Source organism: Mesorhizobium sp. UC74_2, from assembly GCF_042701485.1.
Classification (GTDB): domain Bacteria; phylum Pseudomonadota; class Alphaproteobacteria; order Rhizobiales; family Rhizobiaceae; genus Mesorhizobium.
The window spans coordinates 680,211-701,835 of the sequence record NZ_CP170562.1; the positions used below are offsets into that span (position 1 = coordinate 680,211).

17 protein-coding genes are annotated in these 21,625 nt (G+C 59.2%); 14 read left to right on the forward strand and 3 right to left on the reverse strand.

Translation table 11 applies throughout. The features are described 5' to 3' along the window. Positions 1-561: 561 nt before the first annotated feature. The 3 genes from ACFJIU_RS03140 to ACFJIU_RS03150 are packed head-to-tail and all read left to right on the forward strand — an operon-like array spanning position 562 to position 5,077. A complete protein-coding gene (locus tag ACFJIU_RS03140) occupies positions 562-2,613 on the forward strand; it encodes a hydantoinase/oxoprolinase family protein (RefSeq protein WP_379067413.1) in 2,052 nt (683 codons plus the stop codon). A 12-nt stretch (positions 2,614-2,625) separates the two neighbouring features. Beyond that, positions 2,626-4,521, forward strand: a complete 1,896-nt coding sequence (locus tag ACFJIU_RS03145; protein ID WP_379067415.1) for a hydantoinase B/oxoprolinase family protein — start codon at positions 2,626-2,628, stop codon at positions 4,519-4,521. 19 nt (positions 4,522-4,540) lie between these two features. After that, positions 4,541-5,077, forward strand: a complete 537-nt coding sequence (locus tag ACFJIU_RS03150) for an SRPBCC family protein (RefSeq protein ID WP_379067416.1) — start codon at positions 4,541-4,543, stop codon at positions 5,075-5,077. 61 nt (positions 5,078-5,138) lie between these two features. Here ACFJIU_RS03150 and ACFJIU_RS03155 read toward each other — a convergent pair whose 3' ends face one another. Together ACFJIU_RS03155 and ACFJIU_RS03160 are read right to left on the reverse strand one after the other, a co-directional pair. Then, complete coding sequence (locus ACFJIU_RS03155) at positions 5,139-6,674, reverse strand: malonyl-CoA synthase (protein WP_379067418.1); 1,536 nt, start codon at positions 6,672-6,674, stop codon at positions 5,139-5,141. A 49-nt stretch (positions 6,675-6,723) separates the two neighbouring features. Beyond that, entirely contained in the window at positions 6,724-8,043 is a 1,320-nt protein-coding gene (locus ACFJIU_RS03160) for a malonyl-CoA decarboxylase (RefSeq protein WP_379067420.1), read from the reverse strand. 138 nt (positions 8,044-8,181) lie between these two features. On the opposite strand from ACFJIU_RS03160, the gene ACFJIU_RS03165 reads away from it, so the two are divergent. Beyond that, a complete protein-coding gene (locus ACFJIU_RS03165; protein WP_379067421.1) occupies positions 8,182-8,979 on the forward strand; it encodes a creatininase family protein in 798 nt (265 codons plus the stop codon). A gap of 3 nt (positions 8,980-8,982) precedes the next feature. Here the strand turns inward: ACFJIU_RS03165 and ACFJIU_RS03170 are convergent, their stop codons facing one another. Beyond that, positions 8,983-9,825 carry an IclR family transcriptional regulator gene (locus ACFJIU_RS03170; protein WP_379067423.1) on the reverse strand — a complete coding sequence of 281 codons (843 nt, stop codon included), beginning with the start codon at positions 9,823-9,825 and terminating at the stop codon, positions 8,983-8,985. 106 nt (positions 9,826-9,931) lie between these two features. On the opposite strand from ACFJIU_RS03170, the gene ACFJIU_RS03175 reads away from it, so the two are divergent. From ACFJIU_RS03175 to ACFJIU_RS03220, 10 genes are all read left to right on the forward strand, one after another. Continuing rightward, a complete protein-coding gene (locus ACFJIU_RS03175) occupies positions 9,932-11,341 on the forward strand; it encodes an amidase (protein WP_379067425.1) in 1,410 nt (469 codons plus the stop codon). 29 nt (positions 11,342-11,370) lie between these two features. After that, entirely contained in the window at positions 11,371-12,264 is an 894-nt protein-coding gene (locus ACFJIU_RS03180; RefSeq protein WP_379067427.1) for a DMT family transporter, read from the forward strand. Between the two features lie 195 nt (positions 12,265-12,459). Further along, a complete protein-coding gene (locus tag ACFJIU_RS03185) occupies positions 12,460-13,311 on the forward strand; it encodes an FAD binding domain-containing protein (RefSeq protein WP_379067429.1) in 852 nt (283 codons plus the stop codon). An 8-nt stretch (positions 13,312-13,319) separates the two neighbouring features. Next, complete coding sequence (locus tag ACFJIU_RS03190; protein ID WP_379067431.1) at positions 13,320-13,841, forward strand: (2Fe-2S)-binding protein; 522 nt, start codon at positions 13,320-13,322, stop codon at positions 13,839-13,841. Next, positions 13,769-16,243 carry an aerobic carbon-monoxide dehydrogenase large subunit gene (cutA, locus tag ACFJIU_RS03195; RefSeq protein WP_379067433.1) on the forward strand — a complete coding sequence of 825 codons (2,475 nt, stop codon included), beginning with the start codon at positions 13,769-13,771 and terminating at the stop codon, positions 16,241-16,243. Before ACFJIU_RS03190 ends, cutA begins: the two co-directional genes overlap by 73 nt. Before the next feature lie 237 nt (positions 16,244-16,480). Continuing rightward, on the forward strand, positions 16,481-17,569 hold the full coding sequence (locus ACFJIU_RS03200) for a BMP family ABC transporter substrate-binding protein (protein WP_379067434.1): 1,089 nt from the start codon (positions 16,481-16,483) through the stop codon (positions 17,567-17,569). Between the two features lie 38 nt (positions 17,570-17,607). Continuing rightward, positions 17,608-19,095: an ABC transporter ATP-binding protein gene (locus ACFJIU_RS03205; RefSeq protein WP_379067436.1), complete on the forward strand. Its 1,488-nt coding sequence runs from the start codon at positions 17,608-17,610 to the stop codon at positions 19,093-19,095. A 22-nt stretch (positions 19,096-19,117) separates the two neighbouring features. Next, positions 19,118-20,209, forward strand: coding sequence for an ABC transporter permease (locus ACFJIU_RS03210; protein WP_379067438.1), 1,092 nt, complete (start codon positions 19,118-19,120; stop codon positions 20,207-20,209). 4 nt (positions 20,210-20,213) lie between these two features. Beyond that, positions 20,214-21,143, forward strand: a complete 930-nt coding sequence (locus ACFJIU_RS03215; RefSeq protein ID WP_379067440.1) for an ABC transporter permease — start codon at positions 20,214-20,216, stop codon at positions 21,141-21,143. Between the two features lie 47 nt (positions 21,144-21,190). Then, on the forward strand, positions 21,191-21,511 hold the full coding sequence (locus tag ACFJIU_RS03220; RefSeq protein WP_379067442.1) for a DUF3592 domain-containing protein: 321 nt from the start codon (positions 21,191-21,193) through the stop codon (positions 21,509-21,511). Positions 21,512-21,625: the final 114 nt, after the last annotated feature.

Here is a 21,625-nt window from a genome sequence, read left to right on the forward strand (position 1 = left end):
TACTCCAAAAGAGGTAGTAGACGATCCGCTTGGCGCGCGATTGGGGCCAGGTTTCGAAGCGACGGCTTCATGCCCGAATTGCCTGGGAGATTGGCGCTCCGGATGGAAGCTCCAAAGGTCTACCCAAACATGCGAACAACTGCGTCGGGGACGATGGTAGCGGGAGACCTGAATTCTCTCTCGAATTGGAGCGTATTCAGATCTTTCGTTCGACTCAGCACCAATAGGTGTCAGCAAAATCAACCTCAATTTCGATGTCGCTCTTGCTAATCCGTCAAAGTCTCGCACCACCGGCCGGTGACTATGAGGTGCGAGCCAAATTTGGCAGCGAGGTAGCCGGCCATAGTCAGTTCAAGGCCGGGCCGTAATCGCAAGCATTCCTACCTTTGTCGACGATCATCTTTGTCTTGGCCGGCAGTTCCGTTCGTCGTTTCGTCTCCTTGATACGGCAATTCCCAAGGCGAACGCCCGCAGCGGACGGGCATTTTCCTGCTTGCTCAACCGGCTCGCGTGTGCAACATATGAATGCAGCATCCATTATTTGGATACGGGAGAGAGCGAATGGGAATACGAATAGCGATCGATACCGGCGGGACTTTCACCGACGTGGTTGCCATTGATGAGAGCTCCGGCACGATCACAGCGGTTAAAACACCTTCGACCCCTTCCGATCCCAGTGTTGGTCTCCTCAACGGTGTCGCCCGCGTGCTGAGCGAGGTCGGAGCTCAGGAGGTGGATGTGGGGATGCTGCTGCACGGCTCCACCGTCGCTACAAACGCCGTGCTTGAGCATAAGTTCGGCGGCCTTGGCCTGGTGGTCACGCGCGGCTTCCGCCACATCATCGAAATCGCGCGTCAGTCAGTTCCAGATGGTTACGGCAATTCATTCTTCTGGGTGAAGCCGCCGCGGCTCGTCCCACTGCATCTGGTTCGTGAGGTTGGCGGCCGCATGAACCATGCCGGCGAACAGCTGGAGCCCCTCGACGAGACGGCAACGATCGAAGCTGTGCGCGAACTCGTGGAGGACGGTGTCCGGTGCGTCGCTGTATGTCTGTTGCATGCCTACGCAAACGATGCGCACGAACAGCGTATAGGAGCTCTGATCAAAGAGCATTTCCCGGACGTCTTCGTCTCACTCTCGTCTGTCGTTTTGCCGGAGTATCGCGAATACGAACGAGCGATGACGACCTTGATCGATGTGCTCGTCAAGCCGTACTGCAAGACCTACCTGCAGAATGCCGCCGATCAGATACGCAAACAGTCCGGGGACATACCTTTTCTGATCATGCAGTCGAATGGCGGCGTGGTGAAGCATTCGACGGCCGGTGAAAAGCCGGTCACCATGCTGCTCTCGGGGCCGGCGGCGGGGATACTCGGTTCCATCCACATGGCGCGCCTGGCTGGCTACAAAGACATTCTCACCATTGATGTCGGCGGGACGTCGACCGACGTGGCCATCATCGAAAACTACACGCCGATGTATACGTCAGCCTCGATGATCGAGAACTATCCCGTCAAGACGCCGATGCTCGACATCGTCACGGTGGGGGCGGGTGGAGGTTCTATCGCCCGGATCGACCCTTATGGCCAATTGAAGGTCGGGCCGAAGAGCGCCGGCGCCGATCCGGGGCCCATCTGCTATGGCAAGGGCGGCACCAAACCGACCGTGACGGACGCCGCGATTTCGCTCGGCCGGTTGCCGGCGCAGTTAATTGGCGGCGCGATCAAGCTGGATGCAGCGGCGGCCAGCCAGGCGTATGAGGAGCTGGGCGCCGAGCTTGGCATGACGGCGGAAGAAGTCGCCGCCGGCGCGCTCGAAATCGCGGCAGTCAACCAGGTCTTCGGCATCCGCCAGGTAACCACGACAAGAGGGCGCGACCCGGGCGCTTACGCGATGGTTGCGTTTGGCGGCGCCGGCGGTCTGTTTGCGACCGAAGTGGCTGATCTGCTTGATATTCGCACCATCGTGTCTCCACCCAATCCGGGCAACCTTTGCGCGTTCGGGCTGCATGTCTCCGATGTGCGGCGCGACTACATCCGCACCCTTGTGCGCCGGCAGTCGACGGCAAATGCTTCCGAGATCCTGGACGCCTGGGACGAATTGGTCGGCAATGGCATCGCCGATATCGCTGCCGAAGGTATCGACAAGGACAAGATCGATGTCCGGCGCGTGGCGGATGTCCGCTACTTTGGCGAAGGACATGAAGTGCAGGTTGAAATCCCGGCCGACCTCGAGGGCGAGGCCGCGGTGCTGCACATGTTCCGGGATTTCCATCGCGTCCACGACCAGACCTTCGGTTTCCACTACGAGGGCGAGCAGGATGTGGAACTCGTGAACCTGCGCGTCCAGGCAATTGGCATCCAGCATCGACCGTCGCTGGTTCCCGACGGATCGAAGCGCTCCGCTGCCGGTCCGTTTGGCAGCCGCAAGGCGTTCTGGCGGGCCACCGGTTGGGTCGATTGCCCGCTCTACAACCGGTCCGAACTGGCTGTCGATCAGGTTTTGGCTGGACCAGCGATTGTCGAGGAGTACGGCTCCACCGTGGTGGTGCCGAAATCATGGAGCGTCAGCGCAGATGCTTATGGAAACCTGATTTTGACCAAGAAAGGCTGAGGGGAGGTCGACATGCTGGAAAAAACGAAGCGCACGACGCTAGGGCCGATCGAACTTGAAGTGATCCACGGCACGATCCGGGCCGCCGAACTGGAAATCGAAGCGGCTGTCGAGCGAACCGCACGCTCGCCAATGATCCGAGACCAGCACGACTACCGCGTTGCTTTGTTCGATGCAAAGGGGCGCAAGCTCACCGGTCGTTCCTATTCGGCAATCGTGGAGCCGGTGTTCGAATATTTCGGGGCGGACAACATTTTCCCGGGCGATGTCTTCTTCTGGAATGATCCGTACAATTCCTGCGGCGGTATCGGTCACGTGCCGGACCTGTGCACCACGGTCCCGATCTTCCAGGGCGAGCGGCTGATCGGCTTCAGCCAGGTATTCGGACATCACGACGATATCGGCGGTTCGGTGCCTGGCAGTCTTCCGGTCCATGCCACGGATAGCTGGATGGAAGGAGTGCTCATTCCTCCGATCAAGCTTTACGAGCGCGGCAAGCTAAACGAAGCGGCATTCAAGATCATTGTTCGCAACTCGCGCCTTTCGGAGCATCTTGCCGGTGACCTCGATGCCGAGATCGGTGCCGCGAAGCTGGGATCCAGGCGCATCATCGCCTTGGCGGATCGTTATGGCGTTGACACCCTGGAAGCTGCCTTCGATCAGATCTTGTTGAACACTGCGGAGATTTTCCGCCGCGAGATCCTGCCGCGCATCAAGGATGGCGAGTATCATTTCGAAGATTACATCGAGGCGGATGGTGTCGACGCGCAACGGCTCCACGCCCTCCGTGTCAAGATGATCAAGACGCCCGAGAAGATCGTTCTCGATTTCAACGGCACGGACCCAGAGGCCAATGGGCCCATCAACTGGTCGCTTGACGAGATGGAAGGCCGTTACTTTCGCAAATGGCTCGCGCCCACCTTGCGGTCGCTGGCGGCTTCGCCGGAGCGTGCTGCCGAGATCGATTCCAACGAAGGCGTGCTTGACATCATTGAAGTTATCTTCCCGCCAAAAGGGACCTTGATCACCCCCACCTTCGGTAAGCCCACCGGCATGCGCTTCTTCCTGATGCTGCGTACGCTTGGTGCGTTCGCGGCCTGCCTGTCCAAAGCAACGGATGGCAAAATGCCGGCCGATCACGAAACGATCCGCATTTGGGGGGTCACCGGCGGCAATCGCCAGGAGGATTTCTACCTGTTTCGCGAGGTGCTCGGCGGGGGTAGTCCCGGCCGCCCCTGGGCGGATGGTTCGGATGTGGTGCACATCGTTCCGAATTCGAAGAACCTCCCTGCCGAATTCTCGGAAACACGTTATCCGATCCTGGTGGAGCAACTCGGCCTCAAGCAAGGTTCGGGTGGGCCCGGCTATCATCGTGGCGGCTTCGGCTACGACAAGCGTATCCGGATGCTTGGCGACTGCCGGTTGATCTCCAATGCGGATCGATCCCTCCTTGGATGCTACGGCGTTAACGGTGGCAAGGCCGGTGCGAACTACGAAGTCAAGGTCACCGACCCTGTCGGCCAGGAGATCGGGCATCCGGGCATGTGCGATACCGTGCATGTCAAGGCGGGTTCCACGATCAACATCGTCACCACGGGTGGCGGTGGCTGGGGCGATCCACTTGCCCGACCGGTGGCCAAGGTGATCGAAGACGTGCAGTGTGGCTTGGTGTCGCCCGAGTCAGCGTTGGAAGACTACGGCGTCGTTTTGACCAAGACCGGGCGCAAATGGTCGGTCAACGAACAGGAAACGGCGGACAACCGGTCAAAGATCGCCAAGAAGCGTGGCGTGCCGGGCATGTTCGACAGAGGCAGGTATTTCGAGGAGCTTCGCAAGTCAGGCCGCGTGAACCGTCCGGAGGGCTGGCCCGATCCGGATTTGGGCTGGAGCGCCAGACCCGTCGCTTGAGGAACGAGGGGAGGAGATCATGAAAATCACACAATCCTTCGAGGTTGCAAGGCCGCTATCGGCTGTGTGGAACCTGTTTCAGGATATCGGCACCGTGGCATCGTGCATGCCGGGCGCTGAGCTTACCGAGGACAAGGGCGACGGCCTCTACGGGGGACGCGTTGGCATCAAACTGGGGCCCTTCGGCGCTTCGTTCGAGGGAGAGGCGCGGGTTTCGGCCGATCCCTCATCCCACTCAGGGCGCGCGGAGGGACGAGGAGTCGACAAGAAAGGTGGCAGCCGCTCCAAACTGGAGATGGACTACCGTCTGCAGGAGACGCCCACGGGCACGCGCGTCGACATCGACGCGGACATCCAGCTCGCGGGGCCTATCGCGCAGTTTGGCCGCGTCGGTATCATAACGGAAACGGCAAATGTGCTTATCAAGCAATTTGCCGGCAATGTTGAAGCGCTGCTGTCGCCGGATGGATCGGTTCAGGCCGCGCAATCCAATGGCCAGATCAGCGCCATCAAGGTTGCCGGTATGGTCATGAAATCCTACCTGAAAAGAAACTGACAGGCTGCCAGGTTCAGTCAACTAGCGCGCCGCCGGACGATCAACCTGGCGGCGCGTTCTTCTATTTGTAGAGCTCCGCGTAGGTCTGCCGCATCAGCGCCTTTTGCACCTTGCCCATTGCGTTTCGCGACAGATCGTCGACGAAGATGATTTTCTTTGGCAACTTGAACTTCGCAAGGCGCGACTGGAGGCGGGACATGATCGCTTCCTCCGTCACGCCAACATCCGCCCGAACGACGATCGCAGTCACGCCTTCGCCGAAATCCTTATGGGGCAACCCGATGACAGCGGACTCCTTGACGCCTTCAATCTGATCTATCTCGGCTTCCACTTCCTTTGGATAAACATTGAAGCCGCCGGTAATGATGAGATCTTTCCCGCGCCCGACGATTGCGACATAGCCCCGGTCGTCGATCCTGCCGAGATCGCCGGTGATGAAGAAGCCGTCGGCCTTTAGTTCCTCGGCCGTCTTCTGGGGCATTCGCCAATATCCCTTAAAGACATTCGGCCCGCGCACTTCGATCATGCCAACCTTGCCGGTCGCCAGCTGGTTACCCTTGGATGGATCTGTCACGCGAATGTCGATGCCAGGCAATGGTTTGCCGACTGTCCCTGCGATCCGGTCGCCATCATAGGGGTTTGACGTATTCATATTGGTTTCGGTCATGCCATAGCGTTCGAGAATCGCGTGTCCTGTTCTCGCCGCGAATTCGGCATGCGTTTCGGCAAGAAGCGGTGCCGATCCAGATATGAACAGGCGCATATGGGCCATCGCCTGCCGCGTCAGGCCCGGCTGGGCAAGGAGCCGCGTGTAGAAGGTCGGCACCCCCATCATCGTTGTTGCCTGCTGCAACAGGCGCAACGCTTCATCGGCATCGAAGCGGGATTGAAACAGCATCGTCCCCCCACAAAGCAACAGCGTGTTCGATGCCGTGAAAAGACCATGCGTGTGATAGACGGGCAGGGCATGGTAGAGCGTATCCATGCTGGTGAAGCGCCAGGCGTCAACCAGGGTCAGGGCATTCGATGCCAGATTTCCATGTGTAAGTATGGCACCTTTGGATCTTCCTGTGGTGCCCGATGTGTACAGGATGGCAATGAGATCATCCCACGAGGTGGGGATATCGATGAAGCCGCCGTCCTCGACATGGGCTGCTTCGGCCAAGGTCCCGTCGCCGCCGACGCCGAGCGTCAGCAGCCTTGCACCGTGGCGCGTGGCGAGTTCTTCCAGGGTGCCGACTTGGTTTGGCGTAGACACCAGTATTTTCGGTTCGGCATCGCCGATGAAATAATCGAGCTCGGCGCTTGTGTATGCGGTGTTAAGCGGTAACAGCGCGGCGCCTGCCCGTGCGCAGGCGAGGAATAAAGCGAGCACCTCGGGACTTTTATCGATCTGGGCTGCTACCCGGTCTCCCTTGCCGACGCCGTGACGCACCAAAACCTGCGCGATCTGGCCCGACAGCTTCCAGAGGGCAGCAAAAGTGAAATCACGCCCGTCGCCATTTCGGACGAACACTTTGTCGAGGCCGGCAATACGACTGCTGACCAATTCGGGGAAGGAGTGAACAGTCTCGTCTTCTCGATAACGCCATACCATGCCGTCGTGCCCTATCAGTTCTGGCTTGATGATTTCGACCGTGTCCAGGCTATCGCGCCGCGAGCAGGCGCTGGACCGGGCGGGAACACACCATGCTTCCCCGGTTCGCATATGCCTCGTGGTTGTCTTCGATCGTGTTGAGGTCGTAGAGATAGTTCACCATCACGCCGAATGACTGCTGTTGTCCCCGTTCCGAATGGTCGGCGTTGACATTGATCTGTTCGAGGCGCGCGCCATTCCCGAGATGGAAACGCGCGACCGGGTCGAGGGGTCTGCCGGCGTCGTCGCGCGCCTGCACCAGATATTCGGCGGCAGCGCCGGCGAGCCATGTCGACAATGCCCCATCGCTGTCCTCTTCAGCCCAGTTCGGCTTAGCGAGCGTCTGGATCCGTGCTGCAGTCTGTTTGTCGCCGCCTGAGCGGCCATGCAGCCATCTGGAAAAGCCCGGCAACGGCGACAGCGTGACAAAAGTCTTCAGATTTGGGAGTTCGCGCAGCAGGTCTTCCACCACCTGCTTGATCAGGAAGTTGCCGAAAGAGATGCCTTTGAGGCCGGCCTGCGTGTTGGAAATCGAATAGAAGACAGCACTATCGGCGGCGGTCGGCGAGATGGAGTTGGCCCTGTCGCGCAACAGACCATCGATCTGGTTGGGGATGCCTTCGGCCAGCGCGACTTCTACAAAGATCAATGGTTCATCGGGCATCTGCGGGTGAAAGAAGGCGAAGCAACGACGATCCTGCGGCTGGAGCCTCCGCCGCAAGTCATCCCAGCCCTTGATCTCGTGGACAGCTTCATAGCGTATGATTTTTTCCAGCGTGGCTGCCGGTGACGACCAGTCGATGGGGCTCATCAATAGGAACCCGCGGTTGAACCAGGAGCTCAGCAAATGAACGAAATCCTGGTCGACGACACCGAGCTCGGGCTGTTGCTTCAGGAAGGTAAGAAGCTCCGCGCGCATGGAAACCAATGCCGCGGTGCCGCGCGGCGCGAGGTTGATCCGTCGCATCAATTCCTGACGTCGTGGCTCCGAGGCGATCGCCAGCCGAGCGGCTGATTCAGGGGAACGAGTTCGCTGCCAGTCCTCCACAGCGGCGTCCAGTTTCCTTTCATCCGGGCCGAATTGTCTGGCCATGATCGTGAACCACTGAAGCCTGCGTTCGGCATCGAGCGTGTTCCAGATCTCCACAAGCTTGGCGGCGAGCGCGACGCCCGATGCTTCGCCTCGATTGGACAGAAGCTTGTCGGCGACCTGCTCGATTCTTGCTCCCGTCGCTTCCGCCATGGGGCGCCGGAATAGTGCGCGACCATGCTCGGCGATGGCGCGGTAGTAGTCGGCAATTTGAACGCCGCGATAGTCGAACATGCGCATGGATAACCCCGACACGATGTCGTTTCCCTTGGCCGATTTCATATCAAAGACGGTTGCTATGCCGAAGAACTAATGCTTCAATAGTAGATACGATATCCATATAATGAATATGACAGAGTCAAGGAGGAGGCGCAAGTCATGAGTGTCCAGGCATCGTCCGAGCATCGGATGTCCCATATGACGCAGATGGAAGTCGCTGAAGCGATTGCGGCGAAGAAGGCTGTTATCTTGCCCACGGGGGCTACCGAGGCCCACGGGCCGCATATGCCGACTGATACCGACACGCATCAGGCGGATCACATCGCCTGGCTGCTCGCACAGAGGCTCGACGCCCTCGTTGCGCCGCCAGTCGCCTATGGGATATCGAAGACTTTCGAGTTCTTCCCCGGAACGATCTCGCTCAGCATCCCCACCTACCAGACGATGCTTTTTGAAATCGGCGCCGCATTGATACGGCAGGGGTTCGAACACCTGATTATCCTCAATGGAAATCGCCCGAACGGCACCGCTAACGATGCGGTTGCGCGCCATATCGTCGACGAGTTGGACGCGGCGCATGAATTTAAGGTTTCAGCGGTCAGCTATTGGGAGCCCGCGGCGGAGAAGATCAATGCGCAACGCAAATCGGTTGTCGGCGGCATGGGGCATGGTTGCGAGTTCGAAGCTTCGTTTCAGCTCGCGACGCGTCCCGGACTGGTCAAGATGGAGCGACTGAAGGGTGCTCATTATGGGCCGGTGGGCTGGGATCTCGTCGCCCCGACAAACCCGACGCGCACCTACGGACGTCGTCCACGGCCGCAGGCCGGCCACGCCGCGATCTTCGGCGATCCAACCATGGCGTCCGCGGAGGCCGGCACGGTGTTCATCGAAACGGTCGTTGCCGCGCTCGCGGAAACCTTCAAGAAATTGCAGGGATCATACGAAGATCGCAGGTGACGATTATTGGCCAGGGCGCCAGCCGAGATCGATGCTGATGGACTGTGAAGCCTGCAGAAGCTTGTCGGTCAGATCCTCGCGTCGCGCTGTGTTCTTGGCAAGCGCCTTGCGGAATACGAAGCACAGGGTGGAGATGACGGTTCCGTCCGCATCCCTGATCGGCGCAGCCAAGGATCCGGTGAAAGGCTGCACGTCAGCCACTGTCAGCGAAAAACCGTCATGGCGTATGGTCTCGAGGATATCCCGAAGCTGGGCCGGGTCCGTGATGGTGTCCGGTGTCAGCCGTTCAAGATCGCGACCAAGATATTCGTCGATGAATGAGGGGCTCTCATGGGCCAGGAGGACCTGGCCTTTCGAGCCGCAATGGAGCGGAAAATGATAGCCGTAGTGGGCCTTGGTGATGTCTTCATCGACCCGCTGATGCGAATAGATCGCTACGGACTGGTAGCCGATGCGTTCCACAATCTGCATGGCAATGCCTTCTTCGCCTTCAAGGCGCGCCAGATAGGGCATCGCGGTGCGCAATACGCGGTGGTTGGCAAGATAGGCGGAGCCCAAAAACCACATGCGCGGCCCGATTTCATATCGATTGCTGGCTGGATCGCGGCGCAGGAAACGGGCCTGCTCAAGCTGGACGATCGTGCGGTGAACGGTCGCCCAAGGCAAGTTGAGTTGCCGCGTGACATCCACGACACGTCCAGGCGAAGAGGCCAGCAGTTCCAGGACAGCAAACGAGCGCGCCATACCGCGCAGAGCATCTTCCGAGCCATCGGTGGTTTCGTCGCCACCCTTTGCCCCGGCCGATTTCGTTGCGGCTTGGTTGCCAGCTTTTCCAGTGGTTTTCAAAGCGTCGGATCCTGCACAAGAACTCGCTCATTGATAGGCGAGAAGTCGTGTCCACTCAATGGACAGAATATTGAGCAGGTGGTGAAACTCACAAATGGAGGCCCTCTTGGCCGATGATCCATGGAGTTGGGCGGCCACGACGGCCGTTGCACGTCTGTCGAAGGGCGAAATTTCTGCGAGCGAGCTCCTCTCCAGCGTCAGGGCACGCGTCGATGCCGTCAACTGTCAGGTGAATGCACTGCCAACAACATGCTTCGACCGTGCGGAGGCGAAGGCGGCCGAGCTTCAAAACAAAGCGCTGGGGAAACGGGGGAGATTCAAGGGGCTCCCTTGGCCGATAAAGGATTCCGCCGCCGTGGATGGTGTACGAACCACATATGGTTCCACGGCCTTCTCCGACCACATTCCTCGCTACTCGGATTATCTGGTAGAAGCGATCGAAGCCGAAGATGGTGTGGTTTTTGCTAAGTCGAATACACCGGAATTTGAAGCTGGCGCGAACACGTTCAATGACGTTTTCGGTCGTACCCTCAACCCCTTCGACCTCAAGCGCTCGGCTGGCGGTTCGTCCGGCGGAGCGGCGGTGGCAGTCGCGACAGGCATGGCATTTGTCGCGCAAGGTTCCGACTTCGCATGTTCCCTGCGTTATCCTGCGGCATTCTGCAATGTGGTTGGGCTGCGCCCAAGTCCAGGCCTTATTCCAATGGGTCCCACACCGCTACCGTTCCAAACCTTGTCGGTGGCCGGACCGTTAGCACGCAATGTCGCCGATGTGGGGCTGGCAATGGACGGCATGGCGAGGTTCGATCTGCGTGATCCGCTGTCGCGGATATCGTCGCCGACATATTTGCGGGCGGCTCAGGCTCCGCAACGACCATCGCGGGTGGCCTTCAGTATGGATCTGGGCCTTTCACCGGTTGACAGGGTTGTGCGCAAAGTGGTCCTCGCTGCAGTACAGCGACTGGCTTGTGAAGGGCTGCGGATCGAGCAGGCAGAACCCGATTTGCTTGCCAGCCATAGCGCTTTCAAAACCTTGCGGGCATTCCAGTTTGCGGCATTGCACAGGGATACATTCGACAAACACCGTGCCAGGCTGAAGCCGGAGGTTGTTTGGAACATCGAGGAGGGGCTGGAGCTCGACGCGGCAACTCTTGCGGGGGCAGAGGCGGAACGAAGCATCCTGCGTGGTTGCATGATCCAATTTCTCACCGAGCATGAGTTTCTGATCACCCCGACCGCACCCGTTGAACCGTTCCCGGTCGAGGAGCGCTATGTGTCTTCGATCGACGGCTGCGAGCTTCCGACTTATCTGGATTGGCTGGCACTCGGTTACGCCGTCACGATCTGTGGCTGTCCAGCGATATCCATTCCGTGCGGGTTGAGCGAAAACGGTCTACCAATTGGCATTCAGCTGATTGGCAGACCCTATGGGGAACGCGACCTGCTCTCCGCCGCCGCCTGGTGCGAGGCGGTCCTTGGTTGCGCGCTTGCGACGCCGGTGGAGCCCTCGCTATGAGAACGGTCGCTGGGGCTCGTCTTGAGCCGGTGCTGCTCCTGTTTGCCGCAGGTCTATGCATAGGCTCCATCTTCCCGCTCGGTAAGTTGGCGACAGCGCAGGGGGTGGCCCCGCTTGTCTATGTCGGGGCCGCAGCGTTCGGCGCCACCCTTGTTCTGATGCTGGTGTCGGCAGTCGCGGGCCATTGTCTGAGACCGACTGCGGCGACAATCCGCTATGCATTGGTAGCTGGCCAACTGACATTCGCGATCCCATGGTCGGCAGTGGTTTGGACAATTGCTCATCTCGGTTCGGGTATTCCGGCAATCATCCAGTCGACCGCGCCCATTTTCACGCTGATGCTGGTGTATGTGCTGCGTCTGGAGCGGCCGAATCCAGTTCGGTTGATCGGTCTGGCGCTTGGCCTCGCCGGGGCTCTGATCATTCTTCTGTCACGCTCAAGCGGTGCGATGCAGCCGGCATCTGCTGTCTGGTATGGTGCAGCACTCATAGCACCCATAGTGTTGGCTATCGGCAATGTCTTTCGAACAACCAATTGGCCGTCGGGCCAGACCCCGCTCGTGCTGGCCGCTTGGTCGTTGCTTGCCGCGACGCTCGGGATCGCCTTGTGTTCCCTGGCCCTGATTGGCGCCGGCGCTTTCACATGGTCGGGCGGCATCACCATGGAAGCCTTCATCATCATGGCTGGCCAAGGCATCGCCACAGGTCTGGGCTATGCATTCTTCTTCCGGTTGCAGCAGGTGGGTGGTCCCGTTTTCGTGAGCCAGTTGAGCTATGTAAACACCGCAGTGGGGCTAGGCTTTGCCGTGGCGCTCTTTTCGGAACAGTTGTCGCGCTGGAGTTGGCTGGCACTCGGCCTGATCGTCATCGGCGTCCTGCTCGTGAACAGAACGGTCGGCGCAGGTACAGCGCGACGCAAATGAGTTCCCCGACAAGTTTGTGAGGAAACACGTTGACATTTCGTCATATCGCTATTTAGGATGCCGTATCCAGATTTCGGATACGGTATTCATTCTGAACCGTATTGGGCGCTGGACAAGAATGAGCTGGCGATAAGAGCCGGCCTGGGAACGAAGACATAGCTGCGCTTGTGTTGCTTCACAGGCACGGGAGGGTGGATGAAGCCTGCCGTTTTCGAGTACTGCGCACCGCGATCGCTTGAGCGCGCCATCGATGCGTTGGTGGAAACTACGGGCGCCATGGTGTTGGCCGGCGGCCAGTCCCTGGTTCCAGCGATGAACATGCGTCTCGCGAGTCCCGCACGTCTCATCGACATTCAGCATGTCGAGGGACTGAAGGGCATCGACATCCAGGCGGGGCAAATCATCGTCAAAGCCATGACACGGCATCGCGAACTCGAACTGAATGATGCTGTCTGCAATGCCAATCCGCTTATCCGCGAGGCGATGGCCCACGTCGCCCATGTGCCGATCAGAAACCGCGGCACGACAGTAGGCAGTATCTGTCATGCCGACGCAGCCGCGGAGATGCCGATGGTTCTTCTCGCCACGGACGGGACGGTAACTGCCGCTGGGCCGTCCGGGGTGCGCGAAATACCTGCGGCCGACTTCTTTCAGTTTCATATGACGACGACCCGGCAAGCCGACGAAATTATCGTGGACGCGCGTTTCTCCTCATTGCCGGAAGGGGCCGGCTGGGCCTTCGAGGAATTCACGCGCCGTCACGGCGACTATGCGATTGCTGCCGTTGCCGCGATCGTTGACCGCGTTGGCAACCGGGTTTCACTGGCTGCGTGTGGGATCGGCTCCCGGCCCGTAAGGTTACACGCAGCAGAGATGCTTCTCGTCGAGGGGAACTATTCGGAAGCCGCCATCACCGCTGCCGCGGAGAGCGTAAAAGATGAAGTGACGGCACCCGACGACATGCATGCAACCAACGCGTACCGGCGCGATCTTCTTGCCGCGCTGGTGCGGCGGGCGGTTCGCAGGGCGATCTCGCGGGCTCGGTGAGGAAAACAATGCGCAAACCGCTCAGGATTTCAGCGACGTCGTCCGACCCTAAGGTGCCTGTATCTCTCGTTGTCAATGGCCAGGCCGTGTCCGCCGCGGTCAGCGTTCGGATGCTGCTATCGGACTTCCTGCGTCACGAGTTGGGTCTCACCGGGACGCATGTTGGGTGCGAACACGGCGTGTGTGGCGCTTGTACAGTGATCATAGACGGTGTGGCTGGTCGTTCCTGCCTGACTTTTGCCGTGCAAGCGCAGGGTTGCGAGATCCGGACCATCGAGTCGGTCGCCGAGGAAGATGGTGCCCTTCATCCACTGCAGCAGGCGTTTCGCGACTGTCACGCGCTGCAATGCGGTTACTGCACCCCCGGCATGATCATGAACATCCTCAACAATCTCGAATCCGACCGTCCGATGGATCTCTCTGAAGAGGGTATTCGAGACATGCTTTCCGGCAATCTGTGTCGGTGCACCGGATATCAGAATATCGTTTCTGCGGTGCGGCAGGCCGCTGCCGCAATGGGCAAGAGCTGAGGAGCGCGATCATGTCTACGAGATCGTTCGGCGCTCGCGTGCAGAGGAACATTGATCCAATACTGCTGCGGGGCGAGGGGGCCTTTGTCGACGACATCCCGCTTTCCAACCCGCTGCACGCAGCTTTCGTCCGAAGCCCGTTCGCGCGGGCCAAAGTTGGCAAGATCGATACCTCGGCGGCGCTTGAATATCCCGGCGTAATGGCAGTCTACACGTGCGACAATATCGGGGATCTGGATGTCGAGCTGCCCCTTCTTATTCCTCACCCCAGCATTCAGGACGGGCGTACGCAGCGTCCCTTGGCACGTGGCGACGTCTACCATGTCGGTCAGACCGTAGCGATGATCGTCGCGGTCGATCGCTATACCGCCGAAGACGCCGCGGCGCTCGTCGATGTTGACTACGAGCCGCTGGATGTCGAGATCGATCTCGAGAGGTCTATTCTCGATGGCGCTCCGCTCGTTCATCCCACCCATGCGAACAATATCGCGGCGCACTTCGTCCAGGTGAGTGGCAAGCCCGACATCGCGTTTGCCGAGGCCGAACATGTCACCAAGCTGAGAGTTCGGGTGGAGCGTTCGACGTCGGCCTCCATGGAGGGCAGAGCGGTGGCTGCGGTCTTTGATCGCGTTACCGGAGAACTGACGGTATGGGACGGAACCCAGGCGCCAATCTCGGTTAGGGGCGGTCTGGCATCAATTCTCAAGCTTGATGAAGACAAGGTGCGCGTGATTGCACCGAACGTTGGCGGAGGCTTCGGACAGAAGATTCTCTTCTTCTATCCGGACGAGTTGCTGGTGCCTTATGCCGCCATGCAGTTGGGACATCCCGTCAAGTTCATCGAGGACCGGCGCGAGACCTTCATCGGCTCGACTCAGGAGCGGACGCAGATCCACGAGATCGAGCTCTATGCCAAGAAAGATGGCGAGGTTATCGCCTTGCGTGACAGCTTTCTGCACGATACCGGCGCGTTTATTCCTTACGGCATCGCTGTCGCGCAGGTAGCCTCTACGTCGATCGCAGGACCATATCGCATCCCCAACATCTGGGTGGAATTCAAGGCGGTCTACACACCGACGGTGCCGATTACCCCCTATCGCGGTTGCGGCAGGCCGCATGCCTGTTTCGCGATCGAGCGGGCGATGGATCAGCTTGCCGACGAACTGGGGCTTGATCGTTTTGAGATTCGCCGTCGCAATCTCGTTCGCGATGACGAATTCCCCAAACTACGCGAAGGTCTGTTGTTCGCTGACGGGTTGCCGGTCAGCCTCGACAGCGGGCAATACCACAAGGCGCTCTCGCTGCTCATGGAGCGGCTTGATGTCGCGAATTTCGCCGAGCGACAAAAGGCGGCGGCGGCACGTGGCAAGCAGATCGGCCTCGGCATGGCCTTTTATGTCGAAGGCACGGGGCTCGGACCTTACGAAGGCGGCCACATCAAGATCCATCCGATCACCGGCAAGGTTTACGTCAACACCGGTCTCACCTCCCAGGGGCAAGGGCACGACACGGTGTTCGCGCAGATCGTCGCCGACCAGATCGGGGTCAAGGTCGAAGATGTCATATTAACCGAGGGCGATACCAAAGCCTTCGATTGGGGAGTCGCAACTTTCGCAAGTCGGGCAGCGGTGGTGTCTGGCAACGCCATCCACAAGTCCGCGCTCATTGTTCGCAAGAAGACGCTCGAGGCCGCCGCGAACATGCTCGAGGCCAACATCGAGGATATCGAACTGCGCGACGGTGCTGCCTGGGTTGCTGGCACTGACCGTTCGGTTTCTCTGGCTGCGGTGGCGACGGCTACCAATCCCCTGCGTTACGCCTTTAACGAGGCGGCCAAGGCAGCGACACAGTTTGCTCCAGCAAGCCGTCATGATGGCCCGCCACTAGGCGAGGGCCAGCATCCGGGTCTGGAGGCGACCGACTATTACAGTCCACCATGCTCGACTTGGGCATATGGTGTCCACGGCGCAATCATCGAGGTCGATACGGAACTCTGCTCGGTCAAGGTCGATCAGTATGTCTGCGTCCACGACTGCGGCAACATGATCAACCCGATGATTGTCGAAGGGCAGGTGATGGGCGGTCTCGCGCAAGGCATAGGCGGTGCGATGTACGAACGCATCGAGTACGACGCCGACGGCAACCTCATCAACGCGAACTTTGTAGACTTCCTGATGCCCTACGCCACGGAAGTTCCGCAGGTCGAGATCCTGCATCTCGAGACGCCGACGCCGCTCAATCCACTCGGGGTGAAAGGCGTTGGCGAGGCCGGATGCATTGCCGTCGGCGCGGTCATCGCGTCCGGGGTGGAAGACGCTTTGCGCCCGCTGGGAGCCGGGCGTTTCCATGAGGTGCCGCTTACACCGAGCATGATCCACGCCGCTTTGAATGGAGCAAATTGAATGAAGCCTATCCTCATCGAACGATGAGGCGATGCAATCGATGGAGCAATCCGAGAGGCTGGCTCTGCCGCTGATCTGATGTCGTCGTTGATCAGTGCGGGATGCAGGACCGCCTCTCGGTTGAACCTATTCCTGAAGCCGTGGTGACAGAAGGCTCCGCTGGAACCCACTCACGACGAAGCTGCGGCGACGTTCCGCCGTCAAGGTCAGCAGATAAAACAAAAAGGGGAAGATGTCATGCAATTGGGAAAAGCGACTTCGGTGAGCCTGGCGCTCGTGACCGCCATTTGGACCGTTCAGCCGGCGCACGCAGCATTCAAATTGAATGGTCCGACCAAGATTGCATTGGTCATCTTTTCCCAGAAGAACGATGGCGGTTGGTCGCAGGCGCTGGACGAGGCGCGCCAGCGCATGGAAAAGGAATTGAACGTCAAAATTCCCGTGGTGGAGAATGTTCCCGAGAACGCGACCGCCATCCGGCCGGCTGTCGAACTGCTGATCCAGCGCGGCTTCAATGTCATCATCGGCTCGGCCTTCGGCTATTCCGACACGTTCAAGGAACTGGCCGCCAAATATCCCAATGTGGCGTTTCTTAATCCGGCGGGCACGACAAATGGCCCCAACCTGGAAAGCTTCTACGGCCGCACCTATGAAAGCCAGTATCTATGCGGCATGGCAGCTGCGGGGGCATCCAAGACCGGCAAGCTTGGTTTCGTGGCTGCAAACCCGTTCGGCTTGGTGAACTGGACCGTGAACGCCTATGAACTCGGCGCCAAGCAGATCAATCCCAACGCGACCGTTACCGCGGTCTTCACCGGGGCCTGGAATGATCCGGTCAAGGAGCGTGCGGCCACAGAGGCACTGATCGAGCAGGGTGCGGATGTCATTGGCCAGCATGTGGATACGCCGACGCCACAAGTGGTGGCGCAAGAGAAAGGCGTCTACGCGACGGGGCATCATCGCGATCTCGCCGAGTTTGCGCCGAAGGCGACCATCTGTTCTTCCATGTGGGTGTGGGATCGTTTCCTCATCCCTGAAATCAAGAAAATCGAGGCTGGAACCTGGAATCCGGGGCCATATGGCGCCTTCCTGTCCATCAAGGAAGGCGGCACGGATATCGCCTGTTGCGGAGCGGCCGTTCCCAAGGACGTTGCGGACAAGATCAAGACAGCCCGTCAGGAGATCATCGATGGCAAGCTGCAGGTTTATGCAGGTCCCCTGAAAGATCGTGATGGCAAGGAACGGATCGCAGCAGGCGCGGTGCTGGGTGATGCCGACCTGTGGAACATGGACTGGTATGTAACCGGCGTCTCAAGTCAAAAATAGCCGATTGGACCGTGCAAAGCCAGACGCAGGGTGACCCGATGATTGCGTTGGAATTGTCTAACATCTCCAAGTCTTTTGACGGATTTCAGGCGCTTTCGTCCGCATCCTTGCGACTTGGCCGGGGGGAGGTTCACGCTCTGCTGGGAGAAAATGGGGCGGGAAAATCATCACTGATGAACGTTGCTGCCGGGCTCTATCGGCCCGATAGCGGCAGGGTCAGCGTCTTCGGCCGAGAGGTGACAATCGACGGGCCTGCCGCTGCGCGCCGCCTTGGCATCGGCATGGTTCACCAGCATTATAAACTGGTAAAGGCGTTCAGTGCTCTCGAAAACATCCGTCTCGCGATCGGTGATCGCAACGATGCGGAGTTGTCGTGCAGAATACGTGATCGCGCGGCCTCGCTGGGCTTTGAGATCGATCTGGACCAGCCGGTCGGTGCATTGTCGGTTGCCGAGCAGCAACGTGTCGAAATTTTCAAGGTGCTGCTTGGCGGAGCGCAAATCGTCATCCTCGACGAACCAAGTGCCGTTCTGACAGATAGAGAAGCTGCGGCGCTTCTCGACACGATGCGCCAAATTGCTGCGCAGGGTACTGCGGTTGTTTTGGTCACGCACAAACTGGCAGAGGTCAAACGCTACGCCGACTTCGTGACCGTCATGCGCGGCGGCAGGACGATCACGACAGCCGACCCGCAGGTTCATTCGGTCGACGAATTGACGGCAATGGTGGTTGGTCAACTCGAAGTGGAAGCCTATCACCCGACCGTTGTGGCAGGAGATCCCATTCTCAAACTGTCGGGCGTAAGTGCCAGTCGATCCGACGGTCATCAGGCCTTGTCCGACGGCAGTTTGACGCTGCGCAGAGGTGAAATTTACGGCATCGCCGGTGTTGGCGGCAACGGTCAGGCCGAGCTGGGCGAGGTCTTGATGGGGGTGTTGAAGCCGACCGCTGGCACCATCGAACTTGACGGTGAAGGTGACGTCACCGGCGACGGGGCGGGCAAGCGCCGTGAACGAGGTTTTGCAACCATCCCCGCAGATCGCCAGTCCTACGGGCTGGCTGGGGAACTTTCCATAGTCGACAATTATTGCATACAGGCAGTGAGGTCGGGCAGGCTTGGCGGATGGATGCGCGTCGACAAAAGTGGCGCACAAAAACAGGCGCGTGTCGCTGTCGAGACCTTTGACGTACAGGGCGTACGCAGCCTGCGCCAAAAAGTATCCCTGCTCTCCGGCGGCAATGCCCAGAAACTTGTGATTTCGCGCGAGTTCGAGACGAAGCCCCGTATCGTGGTTGCTGCCAGTCCCAGCCGTGGCCTGGATGCCCGGGCAACAAGCGAAGTTCACCGTAGGTTGCGCGAGGCGAGAGATGCCGGCGCGGGGGTTCTGCTCATCAGCGAGGATCTCGACGAGATACTGCTGCTGTCGGACCGCGTCGGGGTGATCAATTCCGGACGCATAGTCAGGGAGTTTCCAGCGCCGGCGAACCGCCAGGCTATCGGGGCTGCGATGGTTGGCCATGACTGAAATTGGACACGAGCGAGCCCGGATGGCGATCGGCACCGAACGACAAACCAAGCATCGTTTTTTTGTGCTCCCGGCAATCGAGGTCCGGCAATATGCATCGCTAGGCCTTCAAGCTCGCGTACTTGGATTGGGCCTGCTCGCAGGCCTCATCGTCGCCACGCTGATCTTGGTGGCGTCGGGTATCAGCCTCTTCGATCTCGCCAACGAGTTCGTCGTTTCCATTTTCACCAATCTCACAAGTCTCGCGGCCGTGCTGACGCAAACGGCACCGCTGATGATCGCGGGACTGGCTGCAACGGTCGCGTTCAGGGTTCGGTTCTGGAACATCGGCATCGAGGGCCAGATGATTGCTGGCGCTATCCTGGCGACGGGCGTTGCGATCTTTGATATCGGCCCGCCCTCAACACGCATTTGGCTCATGATGCTGGCCGCTGCAATCGGTGGCATGGCTTGGATCGTATTGCCCGCTTTTCTGCGGCTGCGGCTTGGTGTGAACGAAATCATCTCGACGCTGCTGTTGAACTATGTTGCGTTCAACCTTCTGCTGCATCTCCTCTACGGTCCCTGGAAAGATCCAAAGAGCGGATTTCCGAATTCGGCGGAATTCGATCTCGTCGAGCGGATACCTCTCATCGGTTGGCAGACGCTGAGCTACAGCCTGTTGCTGGCACTCTTGCTGGCCGGCCTTTGCTGGTGGCTCTTCAACGTCAGTCGCTTCGGCTTCTATACCGCCTTTGTGCATGCCAACGCCAAAATGGCCGCGGCGATGGGGCTTTCGGTCGTCGGCATAGTGGGGGCTGGAGCCCTTCTTTCAGGCGCGCTCGCTGGAATGACAGGATTTGTCATCAGTGCGGGCGTCGAATACCGCATGACGCAGGGTTTCTTCCTTGGTTACGGATTTTCTGGAATTCTGATCGCCTTTCTGGGACGAAACAGTCCGCTTGGGACTGCGTTGGTGTCCGTTTTCGTGGCGATACTGTTCGTTGCGGGACAAAGCCTGCAAGTTTTCTACCAGATCCCGGGATCGATGGTGCAACTGATCCAGGCGGTGATCGTGATCACCGTCGCGTCAGCGGAGTTTTTTGTTCGTTATCGTCTGCGCTGGCCGAGGTGAAGACATGGACTTCGTGCTGAATTGGCTGGTCAACGTTCCGGTCTTCGCAATACCCTTCGCGCTGGCGGCCCTTGGCCTCATCGTTACCGAAAAGTCAGGTGTGCTTTCGCTTGGCGCGGAAGGTTTCATGCTGATGGGAGCAATGGCGGCGGCAGGAGCCACCTTGCTGACCGGAAATCCCTATCTCGGTTTGCTGGCTTCCGCTGTCGCGGCATCGCTACTTTCGCTGGTCTTTGCGATGATGACGATGACTTTCAGGGTCAACCAGGTCATAGCCGGCCTGGCGATCGTCTTTCTTTCCCAAGGTCTGACGGGGCTGCTTGCCGTGAAGTTTGGCTGGACCAATCAGCCTGTCTCCGGGCTTGGAAAGCTCGATTTCGGCCCGTTGGCCCACATTCCGGTGGTAGGCAGGTTGTTTTTCCAGCACGACCTCATCGTCTACCTCGTGGTGCCGATCTTCGCCGCAGTCGTCTATGTTCTCTCCCGAACCATGATCGGCCTGCGGCTTCGGGCCGTGGGAGACGGACCTGATGCGGCGGATGCCGCAGGCGTCAATGTCACGGCGTATCGCTGCGGTGCGATCTTGGCTGGCGCCATGCTGATGGGGCTCGCCGGCGGATATCTTTCAGTGGGAGTTGCGAAAATCTGGGTGGACGGCATGTCCGGCGGACGCGGCTGGATAGCGATCGCACTTGTCGTATTTGCGCGGTGGCAACCCTGGCGGGTGCTTCTTGGAGCTCTCCTGTTCGGAGGAATCGAAGCCCTCATCCCCCGCATCGCGGCGGTGGGAATCCATGCTCCACAGTACTTCCTGTTGATGACACCCTACCTCGCAACCCTGGCAGTCATGGTGTGGTCGTCTCTCAAAGCCAAAAACACCTTCGACCAACCCGGTGCGTTGGGGCAGCCATATTTGAGGGAGGAGCGTCGGTAACATCCCGCGATAATCTGAAGTGAAGAGCGCATATCTGGAGATCCAAAATGAGCCTTGAGGAAATGACGCTGGTGTTTTTCGCCACCACTGGAATTGTGGTTGTTATGAGCCTGGTATCCTATCAGATTTCACACTTGCAGCGCCTATCTCAATCATGGCCTTCGATCCCGGCACGTGTGGTTGAGTTGCGTCTCATTGGCGAATGGAGCCCAGAGTACCAGGTCAAAGTCGCATACGTTCGAGCTGGCGCAAAACACGAAGTCTGGGCCAAAAATCCCAATGCTGTCGAAACATCCCGCCTCGGTGTCGGTGGTTTAGTCGGGATCAAATTCAATCCTGCCTCGCCACGGGCTTGCGTCCTTGGATAGGATTTACCGCGCGTCCCGGAAAGCGCAGTTTTGGGGGGCAACGCGGTCTGCGACGAGAGCTATGCAAGGGGACAATTGGTCTCCTAGCGCAGAACGATCGAGCGATAGTTAACT